This is a genomic window from Lysinibacillus sp. FSL M8-0355, from assembly GCF_038008985.1.
Taxonomy (GTDB): domain Bacteria; phylum Bacillota; class Bacilli; order Bacillales_A; family Planococcaceae; genus Lysinibacillus; species Lysinibacillus fusiformis_D.
Genome location: NZ_JBBPAI010000001.1, coordinates 3,342,373 through 3,360,815, shown reverse-complemented (window position 1 = coordinate 3,360,815; position 18,443 = coordinate 3,342,373). Strand labels below are relative to the sequence as shown.

Here is an 18,443-nt window from a genome sequence, read left to right as displayed (position 1 = left end):
ACGGCTATTCATAAAATTCATGTGTTTTTTGTCAGTCTCACATTTACAAATAGTAGATACTGAGGTCACCTCTTTTATCTTGGAGTATCAATCAACAGCATAAGAATTTACAATGGCATGGTTCAATATGAAACATAAAATCTAGTGTTGATTGATGTGATGCAAGCGTTAGCAAAATCAAAGCGATGTGCAATCGTTTCTAAAGACGTACTTGCCTGACTACGATTGTCACATTTTGTCGTTGTTTGCACATTGGATTATACGCCCTGTTTTTAAGAAAAAACATAATTTTGTTATGAAAATGATAGTAAGACGACACCGAATTTGAACATTTTTTGAACGAAAATCGTTATTTTAGTATTAGTATTTATAGGTTTTTATTAATAAACACTGTGGAAACGTTGAAAATACTGGATTCCTCATGTTTACCTAAGTAAATAATATTTTTTGTGAAAAATAGCATTTCACATTTTGGACGCTGTTTTGTAATAAAATCAGCGCCTAATAAGTCGTTACAACACTTTTTGTTTGCCTTTTTTTAAAAAAAGGAGTACACGCAATAGCGTTGTGTGGAAACTATAGGATGAATTTTCAATGTAAGGAATTTGCAATAAGGGAATAATTGGAGGGGGTTATTAATTATGTTAATATAATTATTGCTTTTCTTTAATATCCAATTTTTTACTTTGTTTATTCTATCTGAAAAGTAAAAAAGCAAACTAAGACTTGTCCTAGTTTGCTGGTGTTTTAGAAAATTTTTAAGTTATGGAGAAGGAAATGTAGTAAATCAGCATTTTTGAAGTTGACTGTCAATCCCCGAGCTTTAGCCATTTAGAAACTTGCCCATAAATCGTGTTTTGCAGTTGATGTGCTTTATTATTCATTTTCAACGAAAAATACAATGTTTTCATAAAGTTTAAGGTACAGGTGCGCCCACTAAAGAAGGAATTATTATAACCTTGTGTCATTAAATGCATTTCAAATCTATCAAAAGCCTGCTCTACAAACTCTATTAGTGCTTCTTCGGAATAATTTTGTTGTAATAGTGCGTCAACTATGTTGATTAAGCGCTCCTCTTCATCATTGATATAGACATTGTCCTTCCAAGTTACAAGCTTTAATGCGTGTAAGATTGATGGTGCGTATTGTAAATCGAATTTTGGATGTTTAATGGTCGTTGCAGCTAAGTCAGCACCGTGTGCAATGCTATGTGCCCATCCTTTATCCTGTACATAACCTCTTATATCTTGCTCCAATAATAGATAGCGTCCGATTTTTTTAAAGAAAATGTGTAAGTCATCATCGTTTAAAACTAATAATTCAGCATCCTTTGCAAGAAGCCCTGCTACAAGTAAAGCAGAAAATGAACGAGTAAAGACGCTATCTGTAGCTTTTTCACCAATATGTAAATATAAGAAATCCTCGCTAATTGCTGTTTCAAATAAATAGTGTAGTTGTTGGGGAGTTAATAAATTGTCACTTAGTAATTCGATGAAAGTCCGATAAATTAGGTGGTCGCGTAATTCTGCATCAACTGAGCCGATATGAGCTAACATTTCTTGTAATAACCAATCACTATGCTGTAGCATAAATGCCTGTCGTTCAGAAAGTGTCATTGTAGAAAAAGACTGTAATGTTTCTTTAATGTTCATATTTGAGAAAGCCCCCATCATCATTTTTGTACTATATATTATAGCCTTTTTTATTTCGAATGGAGCAATTTGAAACCTTCATTTATATGAAGAAAGGATACGTGGCTAATTACCAATATAACTTTTACAATATTATTTCCAGAAACTATAGAAAGTTGTTATGATAGAAACGCTACAAAATGGTAAAGCTTAAATGTGAACAATAAATAAAGACATACCTATTTAAGTATGTCTTAGTCTAGTTAGACGATGATTGCCGCTTTTATGCCGATGGGCCATTCAATAAGGGTGTGCTGATTTGTTTTTAACTCGACAAGAATGTGGGTATTTTTGATCGCATCAATAAGCCATTCACTGTAATGATGATTTGGCTCAGGATGTTGTAAAATTTGCTGCATATCTTTTTTATCAACATGTAACAGCTTGTAGTTACATTCAATGTTTACTTTTTGAGGAATAATGGCAAGTGATTCATTTTGATGACCAAGTGCAATAGAACCAGGAATACACCCTTGAATACGTAAAATATAGGTGCAGGCTTCTTGCGTATAGACGTCAATTTTGGTGCGTGTTAAAAATTCAAATTCTATCGGCTTATCTTGAAAAGGTCCGTCCGCTGTAGAAAATGAAATGACTTTAATTGATAATGCCTCAAATGCAGATGAGATACAATGATCAAATTCTGTGATTGTATCTAGTAATTGCATGGATTCCACTCCTTATTAAGAACTTGATTTTCTTGAAGTAGCAGACATTAATAAAGAGCGTCCGCAATTTGTAATAAATTTTAGATTATTCTAATTATAATACAATTTATTACAAAATATGAATGTAAAGCAATGATTTTTTGTTAAAAATAAGAAACTTGTGGATTTTTTAGTAAATAACCGAAATGAAAATAGAAATAAAGAGGTGAGAAAAATGACAAAACGAAAGCGTCATGTTCTTAAACATGACAATATTGTTGTTTTTCCTGGCACTGTCCAAACGTTACTACGTGAAGGGCATATGTTTGCTGAGAATTATCAATATGAAAAAGCGGTAGCCAGTTTTGAAAAGGCATTTGTCTATGAATCGGGAGATGAATTTGCACTCAGTGCATATGCCTTTGCTTTATATGAATTAAAAGACTATGACAAAGCGAAAGGTGTTTGTGAACAGTTATTTACGATGGGAACGACACTTTATGTGGAAGTGATGGAATTGTACATTACAATATGTATGCAGTTGAAAGAATACCATCAGGTTGAGACATTAATTACGACGCTTCTTGAAGAAAATGTATTGCCTCATGATCAAGTGGAGAAATTTGAACGATTGAAGAGTTTAAATAGAGAAGTGTCTAAAAATCTAGAAAAAAGAGAAAATGCTCAGCTTTTAATAGAGGAACAGGAATATGAGCTGGAGAAATTTTGTGCGCTTACTCCAAATGAACAATCCATTCGTTTACATCGTCTGATGGATACAAATGTAAGACAATTAAAAACGGCACTAAAAGCGATTATTGAATGTTCAACGATTCATCCTTTTGTCCAGAGCTTGGCATTAATTTTATTAGTGGAACAAGAAGTAGCCATTGACGTTACCATAGCCAAATTTAAGCAAACCAAAAACGTTAATCCTGTCCAGTTAGTATTACCTAACCAGCTACCACAGTATGGCGAGATAAAAAATATAATAGAAAAGAAGCTAGAACAAGACCCAACGACATTAGAAATGGTACAATATTTAATGGCGAAACATGCTATTGTAACGTATCCGTTTGAATGGCATCCATTCGAAGCCGATGATGTTGCCTATAGTTATATTGATTTTGTCTCAGCGATGCTAGGTAATGTGCAGGAAATGGACTATGAACTCATCGACTTTTTACAAATGTTAGAAAAGCTAACAGAACTACATTAGGTATGAAATAAGTTGAAACTATACTCATCTATGTTATACTAAAATGGTTGTCAAAATCGTAGTTACGAATGAATTGTCTAACATCTAAACTTGATTATTTATTTGGAGGTATTTATACATGTCAGCAAAATGGGAAAAACAAGAAGGTAATATCGGTACTCTTACAATCGAAGTACCTGCTGTAGAAGTAGATGCAGCAATGGACCAAGCGTTCAAAAAAGTTGTAAAACAAATTAACGTACCAGGTTTCCGTAAAGGTAAAATGCCTCGTAAAATGTTTGAACAACGTTTTGGTATCGAATCTCTATACCAAGATGCATTAGAAATTATCGTTCCTGATTCTTATGCAAAAGCAATTGATGATGCTGGAATTATGCCAGTTGATTACCCAGAAATCTCTGGTACAGAAAACTTTGTACATGGCCAAGACTTCACTTTCACTGCACAAGTAACAGTGAAACCAGAACCAAAGCTTGGTGACTACAAAGGTCTAGAAGTATCTAAACTTCCAGTAGAAGTAACAGATGAAGAAGTGGATGCTCAAATTCAAGAACAATTAGCTCGTAAAGCTGAGCTAGAAATTAAAGAAGACGAAGCAATCGTAGATGGTGATACAGCTGTAATCGACTTCGAAGGTTTCGTAGGTGGAGAAGCTTTTGAAGGTGGTAAAGGTGAAGACTATCCACTAGAAATCGGTTCAGGTTCATTCATTCCTGGGTTTGAAGAGCAATTAGTAGGTGTAAAAGCTGGCGAATCTAAAGATGTTGTTGTGACATTCCCAGAAGAATACCATGCAGCTGAATTAGCTGGTAAAGAAGCTACGTTCAAAGTAACTGTGAAAGAAGTTAAAACAAAAGTTCTTCCAGAGTTAAATGATGAATTCGCAAAAGAAATTGATCCAGAAGTGGAAGGCGTAGAAGCTTTACGCGCTAAAATTAAAGAACAAACTGCAGAGCAAAAAGTAGCAGAATCAGATGCAGCTCTTCGTGATGAGCTAGTAGAAAAAGCTGCTGAAAATGCTGAATTTGAAGTACCAGCAGGTATGATTAACTCTGAAACTGATCGTATGTTACAAGAGTTCGGTCAACGCTTACAAACGCAAGGTATGAACTTAGATCTTTACTATCAATTCTCTGGTCAATCAGAAGAAGATCTACGTGGCCAAATGAAAGAAGAAGCAGAAAGCCGTGTACGTGTGTCATTAACACTTGAAGCGATTGCTGAAGCTGAAAAAATTGAGGCAACTGAAGCTGATATTGAAGCAGAATTAGAAAAAATGGCTGCTCAATTCAACATGACAAAAGATCAAATCACAGGTGCTTTAGGTGGAACAGCAGTACTTGAAAACGACATCAAAATCCAAAAAACAGTTGAATTTTTAGTAGAAAACGCTAAAATTACTGAATAGGTTTTTGTGTAATTAGATAGTTAAAAAAAACAAGGTACGGCATTAATCCGTGCCTTGTTTTATCACATAAACTCTTAAAATCAGTCCCCTTAAAGTTTAGTTCTCTTTTTACTTCACTTATACATAGTATTGTTTTAGTTTTTATTTTCATTCAGCAGATGTTTGTACTGAAAGTATAGATCAGTACAAAAGACCTCTTCTCTTTAGGGGAGTGTTGTATTCTATATAGACTTTGTAGTGTGTGTCCAATCACTGAATGAAGATAGAGCCATTGACAGGTTTCGAGAAATTAAAGGTGCTAGCACAATTTAAAATTTAGATGACCATGCGTCAAGGCGAAATTGATACGATGCTAAATTTAACTTCATTCAGATAGATCTTATTAACATGACTTATTCTTTTGAATGAAAAAAGCCCTCGGTCCATGCATGTAGTAGATTTATAAATAGAGATCAGTTATTCTTTTGTATAACTGGAGTGAAGAGCCGTAACTTTATAGCGCGTAAGGTGGCAAAGGTAACAGGTTTCTACAGTGCTTCAGGAGACAAATGAAGTAAAGTACATGACGATGCGTTATAATCTATGTAGGCAGGAACGCCGAGCAGTAAATGATGCAGACAATTTATTTGATAAAGGTTCAATAATCTTGTAAGATTGTTGCTTGAATAGGGGTGAAACATATTGTTCAAATTTAATGATGAAAAAGGCAATTTAAAATGCTCATTCTGTGGAAAACCACAGGAACAAGTACGTAAATTAGTTGCAGGTCCAGGTGTTTATATTTGTGATGAATGTATCGAGCTTTGTTCCGAAATCGTTGTAGAGGAACTAGGTGTAGAAGAGGAAATCGAATTCCAAGATATCCCAAAACCGAAAGAGATCCTAACGATTCTAGATGAGTATGTAATTGGACAAGAGCGTGCTAAAAAAGCATTGGCAGTCGCAGTTTACAATCACTATAAACGCATCAATACGAACAGTAAAATTGATGATGTTGAATTAGCAAAATCGAACATTGTGTTAATCGGCCCAACTGGTAGCGGTAAAACTTTATTAGCTCAAACGTTAGCACGTATATTAAATGTTCCATTCGCAATTGCGGATGCTACCTCACTAACTGAAGCAGGTTATGTCGGTGAGGACGTAGAAAATATTTTATTAAAGCTAATCCAATCAGCAGATTATGATATCGAGCGCGCTGAAAAAGGGATTATCTATATTGATGAAATCGATAAAGTTGCACGAAAGTCAGAAAACCCATCGATTACACGAGATGTTTCTGGCGAAGGTGTTCAGCAGGCACTCCTTAAAATTTTAGAAGGAACAGTTGCAAGTGTTCCACCACAAGGAGGACGAAAACACCCTCATCAAGAGTTTTTACAAATTGATACAACCAATATTCTTTTCATTGTTGGTGGTGCATTTGATGGTATTGAAACTATCATTAAACGCCGACAAGGGGAAAAAGTAATTGGGTTCGGTTCAGATCCGAATAAAGTAGAAGTTGATGAAGGTTCTATCATGTCCAAGCTGATTCCTGAGGATCTACTGAAATTTGGTCTAATACCAGAGTTCATTGGTCGATTACCTGTACTTGCGAGTCTAGAGCAATTAAATGAAGCTGCACTTGTACAAATTTTAACGGAGCCAAAAAATGCACTAGCTAAGCAGTATCAAAAAATGCTTGAAATAGATGGTGTTGAGCTTGAATTTGATGAAGGGGCTCTTGTGGCAATTGCGAAGGAAGCGATTGAGCGTAAAACAGGTGCGCGTGGTCTTCGTTCAATTATTGAGTCAACAATGCTTGATGTAATGTACGAATTGCCTTCCCGTGAAGACGTAAAAAAATGTATCATTACAGCAAAAACAATTACGGATAAAGAAAAACCGAAATTGCTTCTTGAAGATGGCACTGAACTCGATGAAGGTAGCGACACTAAAACTTCAGCATAACGAATAGATGTGGCTGTCTACCGTTGTGAGATAGAGAGTAATTAGCTGACTTCGATTGTGCAATATTCGCACATATCGACAGTCAGCTTTTTATTCATTCCTACATAAAGCCAGCTGTAACTTGAAGAAATTTTTGGCTCGCTTCAATAACTAGTGTGAATCAATTTTTTAAACACATACTAGTAGCGCGGGATGTGAACATGAAAATTTTGACGGAGGTGAATGCCCGCATGGTGACAATACAAAAAACAACAAATGTACCATTATTGCCTTTACGTGGACTTTTAGTATACCCATCGATGGTGTTACATATTGATGTGGGTAGAAATCGTTCTGTAGCGGCGCTAGAGCAGGCGATGTTAGAGGACCAAATGATTTTATTGGTGACACAAAAAGAAATGCACGATGAACAGCCAGAAGAGCAAGATTTGTATGCAGTTGGTACGATGGCTTTTGTTAAACAAATGCTAAAATTACCAAATGGCACATTGCGTATACTAGTAGAGGGGGTATCGCGTGCTACCTGGAATAACTACCGTGCGTTAGAGAAGTATACTGTTGTGGATGTTGACGTAAAAGAGGAGTCAATAAATAAAGATGTAGAAACGCAGGCATTGATGCGTACATTAATGACGTATTTTGAAAAATATGCAAAATCCTCCAATAAGATTACGACTGAAACCATCAACACTGTAACAGATATTGAAGAGCCTGGCCGTTTAGCAGATATCATTGCTTCTCATTTACCATTTAAGATTGCGGATAAGCAAGAAGTATTGGAAATGCTGAATGTAAAAAAACGATTAGATCACTTAATTATTCGTTTGCACGATGAACAAGAAGTGTTAGATTTAGAAAAGAAAATTAATTCCAAAGTAAAGCAATCAATGGAGCGTACGCAGAAGGAATATTATTTGCGAGAGCAAATGAAAGCTATTCAAACAGAGCTGGGAGACCGTGAAGGGAAGACTGGAGAAGTAGCGGAATTGCGTAAGCGTATTGACGAAGCGGGTATGCCAGAGTCAACAAAAGAGGCGGCACTGAAAGAATTAGATCGATATGAAAAAATACCAAGTGCCAGTGCAGAAAGCGGCGTTATTCGCAATTACATCGATTGGCTCATCTCATTACCATGGACAAATTCAACAGAAGATCGCATGAATATTGCCCATGCTGAGAATATTTTAAATCGAGATCATGATGGATTAGAAAAAGTCAAAGAACGAGTTTTGGAGTATTTAGCTGTGCGTCAGCTGAAAAATTCGCTTAGAGGACCTATTTTATGCTTGGCAGGACCACCGGGTGTGGGGAAAACATCGTTAGCTCGCTCTATTGCGGAGAGCTTAGATCGTAAGTTTATTCGTATTTCATTAGGTGGCGTGCGTGATGAATCTGAAATTCGCGGACATCGACGAACGTATGTAGGCGCAATGCCAGGACGTATCATTCAAGGAATGAAAAAAGCGGGTACCATTAATCCGGTATTTTTATTGGATGAAATTGATAAAATGTCGAATGATTTTAGAGGGGACCCAGCAGCAGCAATGCTAGAGGTTTTAGATCCTGCGCAAAACAATACATTTAGTGATCATTATATTGAGGAACCGTATGATTTATCGAATGTATTATTTATTGCAACAGCCAATGATTTAAGCAGTATTCCAGGACCATTGTTAGATCGTATGGAAGTGATTTCCATTGCAGGTTATACAGAAATTGAAAAAGCGCAAATAACGAAAAACCACTTAATACCAAAGCAACTTAAAGAACATGGCTTGAAAAAAACACAAGTGGTAATGAAGGATGAAGCAGTCCTCGACATTATACGTTATTATACACGTGAGGCAGGCGTTCGTGGTTTAGAACGGCAAATTGCTACACTTTGTCGTAAAATCGCCAAAGTAATTGTATCTGGTGAGAAAAAACGAGTAACAGTTAGCTCAAAGTCTGTACAAGAATTACTTGGTAAACATCGCTTCCGTTATGGACAGGCTGAAAAGGAAAATCAAGTGGGAGTCGCTACAGGGCTTGCTTATACAACAGTCGGTGGAGATACACTTCAAATTGAAGTATCCTTAACACCAGGTAAAGGGAAGTTACAGCTAACTGGTAAACTTGGTGAAGTCATGAAGGAATCTGCTCAGACAGCATTATCCTATGTTCGTACGAAAATGGAACAACTTAATGTGGATGCAGAATATTTTGATAATCATGATATTCATATCCATGTGCCAGAAGGGGCTGTACCAAAAGATGGACCATCCGCTGGTATTACAATGGCAACAGCTATTGTCTCAGCGATTCTACATCGTCCGATTCGCCGTGAGGTAGGTATGACTGGTGAAATTACGTTACGCGGCCGTGTATTGCCAATTGGCGGTCTAAAAGAAAAAACATTAAGTGCTCACCGTGCAGGCTTAACAACGATTATTTGTCCAAAAGATAATGAACGTGACATAGAAGATATTCCTGACAGTGTGCGTGAGCAACTAACATTTAAACTAGTGTCGTCGGCTGATGAAGTATTAGCCTATGCACTGGACGGAGGTTTTTAGAAAAATGAAAGTCCATAATGTCGAAATGGTCATTAGTGCGGTAAGGCCAGACCAATATCCAGAAGATGGACTGCCAGAATTTGCATTAGCTGGTCGTTCGAATGTAGGGAAATCTTCCTTCATTAATCGAATGATTGGACGTAAAGCTTTAGCGCGGATTTCTTCGAAGCCTGGTAAAACACAAACCCTTAACTTTTATAAAATCGAAGAACAATTATTTTTTGTGGATGTTCCGGGTTATGGATATGCAAAGGTTTCTAAGTCTGAACGCGAAGCTTGGGGAAAAATGATTGAGCGTTACTTTACAGGGCGCCAGGAATTAAAAGCGGTTGTACAAATTATAGATTTGCGTCACCCACCAACAGCAGATGATCGCATGATGTATGATTTTTTAAAGCACTACAATATTCCTTGTATTGTTATTGCAACGAAGGCAGATAAAATCCCAAAAGGTAAATGGGATAAACATAAAAAAATTGTCAAAGAGACATTGGAACTGGAGAAAAGTGATCCACTTATTGTCTTTTCTTCGGAAACGGGTCTTGGCTTTGAAGAAGTTTGGGAAACAATTGAAAATAAAATGTAATGTAAAAACATCTATTGTGTCTAGTCGTTAGGACAGTAGATGTTTTTTGTCTGTTTACCAGTAAGATAAGTAGAAAATTGGGGAAAACGCTTGATGATTAAACAATTTGTCCGATAAATGAGATAGGAGGTGGACTAGATGGATATCGCAGCTTTATCAATGGCAATGAATCAAGCGACACTTATGCAAAATGTATCTTTAGCTGTTACGAAACAGGCTATGGATATGCAGCAAGAAAACACAGAACAATTAGTTGAAATGTTAGATGCTCCACATCCAACAGCCGGACATACAATAGACATTCAAGTGTAATGCAGGCAAGGTAGCTTGAAGTTGAAAGCTACCTTTACTTTTAAGAATGTTTGAAACTTCTAAAATGTAACTTTTCGAATAAGAAAAACTACCAATAATACGATATACTATTACTAATATTTAGTAAGGAGGCAGGATTTTTGAGAAAGTATTCATACATACTAATGCTGATGTTACTGATGGTTATTGGTTTTTCCTTTAGCCAACCTGCAAAAGCAGCCCAATTGGTGACGGGGACCTTTGTCGATGTAACGTATTCAGAATATACAAAGCCAGATGGTACGATAGAAAAGCAGCTTAGCAAAGTGACATTGCAAAATGATCGTGGACGAACAGTCACATTCAATATTAATAAGAACACTCGTTTATCAATTAATAATACGTCTACGACTATTGAGGGCTTTAAAATGGGCATGGCAGTGGAAGCTGAAATATCCTTAAGAAGTGTTGTAGAACTTCGTGGTACATCTAATACACCAATAGAAACGAATGGAACATCAACTGGAGGTAGCGTTAAAACGTCGGCTGGTGTCGTAACGAGTATTGATCCAAATGGATTATTTATTATGGTAAAACCAGATGTTGGTGCAGAAACAACCTACTATATAAACAAAGAAACCAATTATCAAAAAGGCTCTTCAGCAACAGATATTAGTGCGTTATATGTTGGAGATCGAGTTAAATTAAGTTTTAAAAATAAAAATACCTCTGTGGTGACGAAAGTAGCCATTAGTGAAACAGGTACTCTAGTGGAAAACTTATACAAAGGCGAAATACAAGCAGTCAATCCAAATGCTAATAAATTAACTGTGAAAAACCAACATGCCTTTGTGAATTGGCAATTTGGCTCACAAACAACAAATGACCTTTCGACAATGTCTTTTACATCCAAGGTGCCAATATATGTTGGCAATACGAAAGTAGAGAAAGGTCAACTGAAAAATTATATAGGTAGTGAAGCATACTATGCGACAGTTAAACAATTTGGGAAAGAAGTCATTGAGAAGATTGTAGTATTGAAAAATAATGAGCGAACGTATTATGAGCCAATGCTTTCTGTAGATACAGATTATAAACTGTTGAAACTAAAAACAGCGGGCTCAATGTACTTCCATAATGGTACCATTTTAATTCGGAATGGGCGTTTAATTGAACCTACTGGGCTGATGGCGTATGGTACTGCTTTTGTCATTACAGACGGTGCTGCTCGTGATCATTATGCACAGGTGGTACAAGTGACAAGTGATAGCTTTATATCACCTAACTTAGCTGGTCATGAATTATATTATGGACGCTTAGCTCAAGCAGATGGTTATTTAATTGAGATTGACGATGCGATGAAAATTGAATCGAATGTTTTCAAGAAAACCGAACGTACAGTACTGTCAGTAAGTAATTCCACAAAAGCTTTAGTGGATGATGGCAATAAAACGTATAGTGTTATGCCGGATATTGAACTTTACTTATCTGAAGGTGATTATGGTTACTTCTATGTGAAGGAAGGGCATGTACAAGCACTTCATATTTTAAATAATGCTAAACCTGTTGCTCCATTAATGCTGACAGGGAAGCTACAATCAGTAAAATCTACGTACCCTGCTGTGCTAAATGTCAAGAGTGTGAGCCAATGGCAAAATGGTCGTTGGTATGAAGCGGGTGAAATGGTTAATGTGAATATTGACCAAGCGACGTTGATTAAAGCGGGAAAAGTCATTCAAGCTTCTGACTTACAACCATCCGATCGTTTAGTTGTCTTATCCGATCGATTTGTGAAAGCTCATTTTATTTTAGTAGATTAGCATAAAAGACAAAGAAAGAATCTGCGAGTCTAATGCGAATAGTATTTGCAAAAAGGCGATGTATACATGATCTGAAAAGAGGAAGGTACTTCGCATAGGCTTGAATACATTCGATAGACGAGCAGATTTTTTGTTAGTCATGAGACCAAGCTTCATTATGCACTTCATGCACAGTGAAAGAGAGGAAAAGCAAATGCAAAAATATTTATCCAAAATAACGTTGGTAGTTCTTGTTATTTTTGTAATTGGAACTACTATCCCGTTCAATGCATCGGCTGCTTCATTAGAAACAACAGGTGCTGTAAAAAACGAGTATACATATGAGGAAGCCGTGTTCCTGTCAGGGACACCAGTTATTTTTAAGGGAACAAGTAAAGATCTTAAAATTGCACAAAAGGAATCCAAAGGTAAGTTAACAGAAACGTATAGCATGAAGCTAACGGCAAGCAATGGGGCTACATTGACAAGAAATATTGCCTACGAATCTGATGTAGTAGATTATGCGGTACTCGGCCAAAAAACATCCAATGGTGAGGTTAAAAAGTATACGGAGAAAATTACGATTGGATCTATTACTTATACATTAGTCGATTATCAATTTTCTCAAGGAACGGTTACGGATAATCGTGCAGCCTCTGATTATTACTCAGGAAATGTAATCTCGCGAAAAACGTATGCATTTGAAACAGGAAAAGGAAAAAACGCAGTTCAAAACACAGTAACGATTGAAACAGATAGTCGACATGCTGGCTATGAAAATTTTTGGGGAGCAACAGAAACACAAATTACAGAGTCAGTTTATTCCTATAGTAATGGCAAGACAAGCCATGTGAAAAATCGTTTGTCTACAAGTAAATCACGTGTTTTAAATTATGAAGAAAACCTTGGTAGTTTAGGAAGTTTTGAGGGTGGCTATGCAGTTTTAAGTGAAAAGGATGTTATTTCTGAATACACTTATGATTTATCTTCTGGACAAAAAGGAACGCTTGATTTAGATACAGAATACATGCCAACGATCGAGCGCCTTATTATTCCTAAATTCCGTGATTTAACTAATCACTACGCAAAAGAAGCCATTGAAAAGCTATATTCTCTAGGAATTTATTCAGATTCAAGTAATTTCTTCTCTCCAAACACACCGATGAAACGCATAGACTTTACAACAGCAATTGGTAAAGCAGTAGATTTACGTGTGTTTGAAGAAAAGAAATCGAAAAAGACTGCAACTACAAGCGTGTTTAGAGATTTAAAGCGTTCTGTTAAAGATTATGGTTATATAGAGTCAGCCTTAAACAAAGGGATAATTAAAGGTGTATCTGCTGATTACTTTAAGCCAGATAGTGCCATAACAAGAGCACAGGCTGCCACTATTTTTGTTCGTGCCTTAGGCCTTGAAAATAGAGCACCAAATCCTGGCTATATAACGAAATTTAAAGATGAAAACCAGATTCCAAACTATGCAAGAGATGGCATCTATATTGCAAATGAAATTGGTCTTATGATTGGCGACTCGGCCGGTCGTTTTAATCCAAATAAACCATTAACTCGTGCAGAGGCATCAGTTGTTCTAGAGCGTTTCTTGAAATATTTAGAAGATGACTTAAAGCAAAACTATCGTGATGACATATTGTTCTTTAACTAAGGAAAGGACTGAACAAAAATGACCTATGTAAAAAAAGCACTGCTCACTACGCTTTGCTTCATGCTAATACTGATGACAGCAACGCCTGTCGTCACGCAAGCAGCTCCAACAATTAAAGATGTTCCTACAAATAGCAATAATTATAAGGCTATTTCTTGGGCAGTTGACAATGACCTAATGTCTTTGAACAATGCCAATAACTTTTTACCAAATGAACAAGTAACGGAACGAGAGCTTATCTTGATGTTTGCTAAGCTGGATCGTAACTATGCATTATCATATATTGATAGTGTTGCTTATAATTTCTATAGTGATTTTTATTTACCGTTTAATGGTACAAATGTGAATGCTAATCGAACAAAAGCCGTTACACGTGGCCAATTTGCTCGAATTTATGCTGCCTTTAAAGGCTTAGATTTAGATGAACCACAGGCTGTACAATATTTATATTCAAATGAACTATCTACAAGTAGTTCAGGCAAAAAAACATTTGCTAGTTTTAATCCTTCTACTAAACTAACACGTGGTGATGTTGCAACCTTTTTATATAGAGCTGTTCAAAATGGCAATTTTGCTGTACAAGGATTAAAACGTAGTGCAGCAGGTCGTGATAATGACAGTATCACTTTACCGCCTGGTTTCATGGGCTCCAACAGTTCTGATTTTGAAGTACCAAAGGATAATTCCAATGATTTTACTGGTCCTAACAATGTTAATAATGCATTGCAAAGCATTGTGGTGGAAAAGCCAGATTTAATTGCGAACGATGTAGATTCTACACTTGTGACCGTATCGCTAAAGGCTTGTAATGGTGACCCGATTGCGGATGATAAATCGTATACGTTCAAAGTTACGTCATCTTACGGCACAATCGTTGATACATCTGGAGAAGCAGTTAAAACTGTCCAATCTGACGGCTCGACTGTATCAGCTATCGTTATCGCACCATCATTAACTAAATCAGTACGTGATACTATCTCTTTTGAGCTAGTGAATAATACAGATCCAGCTATGAAATGTCTTGTTGGGGAGAAGCTAAATGCAGAAGTTCGTTACGCACCACAGCCAGAATTACGTATTGATTATCAAGTATATGATCCTGCAAATTCAGATGATGATAATGGCAATGTGACACCTCCATATATCCCTTATGAAAAATTGCCAGAGTTCTTCACACAAAACTTAATTGATGTGTATGATCCAATTCCTTTTGCTTATGATGGGGATAAAAAGCTATTTAGTATTGGGCAGCAAACAAATGTAACAGATGCTTTGGGGAATGTACAAAATGTCTATTTGCGTTATGGTGGATCTGACCCTAGATATCCAGCATTAGGGTATGAACATGCAATATTACAATTTGAAAACTATGATATTTCCGTTTTCTTATTTGAAGAACTAATAAAAGGTCGTCTTCTCGACTCTGTGACTACACCTGCTAAAACTGAAATCATGTATATGATTTCGGAAGACGGTCGTCCAATTTATCGCGTTCAAGGGATTGATGATGATATTGCATCACAGGTTGAAAATATTAATCCGGTCGGCGCCATTATTCAACTTATGAAAGAAATGCCAGATGAAAAAAATCTAACATTAGAGCACTATGATAGTGTGATGAAAATTTATGCTATCTTCACTAACTTAAGTAACTATGACCGTACGGTGTTATTAAAATATCAAGGCGGTAAATTACTTGGGCAAGTAGAGGCCTACAAAAAACGTGTAGATGCATTGAAAGAAAGTGCCGATGCAGCCTCAAGACCATCTGGGAAAGATCGATATACAAAAGTTATGGTGACTTTAGTTCGCCCTGGTGGAGAGCCTGTGACGGATTATCAAGGAACCGTTAAAATTAAGTATGATGGCGTGGAAAAAACAGCTTCATTCATTACGAATACTTCAGATCCATTAAATAATACAGGTAGCCCAGGCACGGCCGTAGCCTACTTTGACTCTGTTATTTATGGAAAATCAAAAGTGGAGGCAACACTCGTTAATCCAATAGATCCTCGCTATGCAACAATTTTAAGGGGTTTAAAAGATAAAACAGTAACGAAAGATATTTTTACTAATCCATACTTTAGTAAAAATTCATGTTCGTTAGCAACAGAGATTGCCTATGTAGTCGACTATTCTTCTTCTATGAAGGCAGTTGATCCAACGAATTATCGTGGCAAAAAAATGATTGAGCTGATCAATCAATTGAAAGCAAAAAATAATATCGTCATCGAAACGAATACAAAAGCAACGGTTCTTGGTGAAGGGACGACAGATGCTGTGCTGAAGAAAGATCTTTACAAAGCATCCAAAGAGAAGGGTGCGACAGATATTTTTGCTGGTATTGATATCGCACTAACAAAATTCTCAAATGATACAAAAACAGCCAAAGCGATTGTCGTAGTATCTGACGGTAAAACAAGTAAAACCAAAATGACGAAGGTTATTAATGAGGCGAAAAAGCAAGGTGTTAAAGTGTACACTGTAAGTATGGGCAAAAAATCACAAGTAAATGATGCCACATTAATGCAATTGTCTACAGAAACTGGCGGAGCATATTTCCATGCGATTGATAATCTAAAATTGCATCAAGTGTTCCAGAAGTTAATTGATACTATTTTATGTAAAACACCCGCTTCAAGCTGTATCAACCCGGAAGATTTATTTGAAGAAACAAGCGTTTCGCTACGAAAAGGCTATCTTACAATGAGCGCTCGAGTTGATGGTAATTGTCAAAACGTTGATAAGATGAATGTACGCTACAATTCAATTAGTGGAGATGTCCAATTTGAATTACAAAAGCGTAGTGATCATGTTTATATGTTAACGAAAACTGTACAAACGATGCAGGACTTTAAAGTCAATAATGAAATCCAGTTTGTAGCATATGATAAAGATGGCAATATAATCGCGTTACAAACAGTTACAATTACAAATTAATAAGCAAACTGCCTCCAAACAGTGGGGGCAGTTTTTTAATTTGAAACAAGACGTATAATTTGTTACACTTAGTTTATAATAATTCTAATGTAGATGACGAATTGCAGTTCTTCATGACATGTTCACAAATTAGTGATGAACTATTGTCGAACTGTGCTATAATGAGATTTGTGAATTAGAACGTGTGAGGTGTTATTCATGCATACCATCGTAGTAGGCTTGAATTATAAATCAGCGCCTGTTGAAATACGTGAGAAGTTATCATTCATTGAGAGTGAACTACCACAAGCAATGGAAGCGCTGCAAAAGCAAAAAAGTATTTTAGAAAACGTTATTGTTTCGACTTGTAACCGTACAGAAATATATGCTGTTGTGGATCAATTGCATACTGGACGTCATTTTGTGAAACAATTTTTAGCCAAATGGTTTGATTTGCCTGTGGAGACATTTTCTTCGTATTTAACGATTCGTGAAGAAGATGAGGCAATCGAACATTTATTTAAAGTGACAGCTGGAATCGATTCAATGGTTCTTGGTGAAACGCAAATTTTAGGGCAAGTAAAAAAAAGCTTTTTAAGTGGACAAGAGATTGGTACAACAGGTACGGTTTATAATCAGCTATTTAAACAAGCGGTAACATTTGCAAAACGTGCACATAATGAAACAGCGATTGGTGAGAATGCAGTATCTGTTTCCTATGCAGCCGTTGAATTAGCTAAGAAAATTTTTGGCTCTTTACAACGTAAGCATGTAGCTATTTTAGGTGCAGGAAAAATGGGGGAACTTGCTATTGAGAATCTTTACGGTAGTGGTGTAGGAAAAGTTACTGTCATCAACCGTACATTTGAAAAAGCAGAAACTTTAGCAGCTAAATTCCACGGAGAAGCCAAGTCAATGAAGGAATTGCAATGTTCTCTCTTAGAGGCGGATATTTTAATCACTTCAACAGGTGCAACAGATTTTGTTATTGATTATGAGCTGATGCAATTTGTGGAACGTTTACGTAAAGGAAAACCTTTGTTTATGGTTGATATTGCTGTTCCTCGTGACATTGATCCACGAGTAGGCGACTTACCAAATGTTTTCTTATATGATATTGATGATTTACAAGGTATTGTTGAAGCGAATTTAGCAGAGCGTGAACGTGCTGCTGCTGATATTACAGATATGATTGGCAAAGAAGTTGACCAATTTAAAGATTGGGTAGCAACGCTTGGTGTAGTACCAGTCATCTCAGCGTTACGTAAAAAAGCTAATCGTATTCAAGAAGAGACGATGATTAGTATCGAAAATAAAATGCCAGATTTAACGGATCGTGAACGTAAAATTTTAAGCAAACATACAAAATCTATTATCAATCAATTGTTAAAAGAGCCAATTTTACAAGCTAAAGAATTGGCAAATGAACCAAAAGCAAATGAACAGTTACGTTTATTCCAACAAATTTTTGGTATAGAAGAGGCTGTTGAAGTTGAAGTTCAAGAGATGACAAAGCAAGATCTTGAGCGTAAAGAACGCTCAAAGGCATCTCAAACTTCTGCTGAGCCAAAGTACTCTTTCTAAAATATCCAATGTGTACGCGTAGCCAAAATGGTTGTACGTAAGTACTTCGCGCAATTGGATTCTCTACTGATATTACAAGAGGCGTTTTCGTATCTGTATGGTAAACTAAGGATACGAAAACGTTTTTT

12 protein-coding genes are annotated in these 18,443 nt (G+C 36.4%); 10 read left to right on the top strand and 2 right to left on the bottom strand.

Going from position 1 to position 18,443, the window contains the following annotated elements; translation table 11 throughout:
• Positions 1 to 809: 809 nt before the first annotated feature.
• The gene (locus MKY46_RS16260) at positions 810 to 1,652 is read right to left on the bottom strand and encodes a DUF2785 domain-containing protein (RefSeq protein WP_036123944.1); all 843 of its coding nucleotides are present in this window, start codon (positions 1,650 to 1,652) and stop codon (positions 810 to 812) included.
• A gap of 242 nt (positions 1,653 to 1,894) precedes the next feature.
• Positions 1,895 to 2,359: a hypothetical protein gene (locus tag MKY46_RS16255; protein WP_036123947.1), complete on the bottom strand. Its 465-nt coding sequence runs from the start codon at positions 2,357 to 2,359 to the stop codon at positions 1,895 to 1,897.
• A gap of 214 nt (positions 2,360 to 2,573) precedes the next feature.
• On the opposite strand from MKY46_RS16255, the gene MKY46_RS16250 reads away from it, so the two are divergent.
• The 10 genes from MKY46_RS16250 to hemA all read left to right on the top strand — a co-directional run bounded on the left by MKY46_RS16250 (position 2,574) and on the right by hemA (position 18,315).
• Positions 2,574 to 3,557, top strand: a complete 984-nt coding sequence (locus MKY46_RS16250) for a DUF3196 family protein (RefSeq protein WP_036123949.1) — start codon at positions 2,574 to 2,576, stop codon at positions 3,555 to 3,557.
• A 118-nt stretch (positions 3,558 to 3,675) separates the two neighbouring features.
• Positions 3,676 to 4,965, top strand: coding sequence for a trigger factor (gene tig, locus MKY46_RS16245; protein ID WP_036123952.1), 1,290 nt, complete (start codon positions 3,676 to 3,678; stop codon positions 4,963 to 4,965).
• A gap of 681 nt (positions 4,966 to 5,646) precedes the next feature.
• Positions 5,647 to 6,918 (top strand): ATP-dependent protease ATP-binding subunit ClpX, encoded by a 1,272-nt coding sequence (gene clpX / locus MKY46_RS16240; protein WP_036123956.1) that lies wholly within the window; start codon positions 5,647 to 5,649, stop codon positions 6,916 to 6,918.
• A 230-nt stretch (positions 6,919 to 7,148) separates the two neighbouring features.
• Positions 7,149 to 9,473: an endopeptidase La gene (gene lon, locus MKY46_RS16235; protein ID WP_036123961.1), complete on the top strand. Its 2,325-nt coding sequence runs from the start codon at positions 7,149 to 7,151 to the stop codon at positions 9,471 to 9,473.
• 4 nt (positions 9,474 to 9,477) lie between these two features.
• Positions 9,478 to 10,059 (top strand): ribosome biogenesis GTP-binding protein YihA/YsxC, encoded by a 582-nt coding sequence (yihA, locus tag MKY46_RS16230; RefSeq protein ID WP_036123963.1) that lies wholly within the window; start codon positions 9,478 to 9,480, stop codon positions 10,057 to 10,059.
• Positions 10,060 to 10,197: 138 nt separating this feature from the next.
• Positions 10,198 to 10,371, top strand: coding sequence for a YjfB family protein (locus MKY46_RS16225; protein WP_080717088.1), 174 nt, complete (start codon positions 10,198 to 10,200; stop codon positions 10,369 to 10,371).
• Positions 10,372 to 10,511: 140 nt separating this feature from the next.
• Entirely contained in the window at positions 10,512 to 12,170 is a 1,659-nt protein-coding gene (locus MKY46_RS16220) for a hypothetical protein (protein ID WP_036123966.1), read from the top strand.
• Positions 12,171 to 12,363: 193 nt separating this feature from the next.
• A complete protein-coding gene (locus MKY46_RS16215; protein WP_036123969.1) occupies positions 12,364 to 13,812 on the top strand; it encodes an S-layer homology domain-containing protein in 1,449 nt (482 codons plus the stop codon).
• Between the two features lie 18 nt (positions 13,813 to 13,830).
• Positions 13,831 to 16,752 carry a VWA domain-containing protein gene (locus MKY46_RS16210; protein ID WP_036123972.1) on the top strand — a complete coding sequence of 974 codons (2,922 nt, stop codon included), beginning with the start codon at positions 13,831 to 13,833 and terminating at the stop codon, positions 16,750 to 16,752.
• 198 nt (positions 16,753 to 16,950) lie between these two features.
• Positions 16,951 to 18,315: a glutamyl-tRNA reductase gene (gene hemA / locus MKY46_RS16205; RefSeq protein WP_036123975.1), complete on the top strand. Its 1,365-nt coding sequence runs from the start codon at positions 16,951 to 16,953 to the stop codon at positions 18,313 to 18,315.
• Positions 18,316 to 18,443 lie beyond the last annotated feature (128 nt).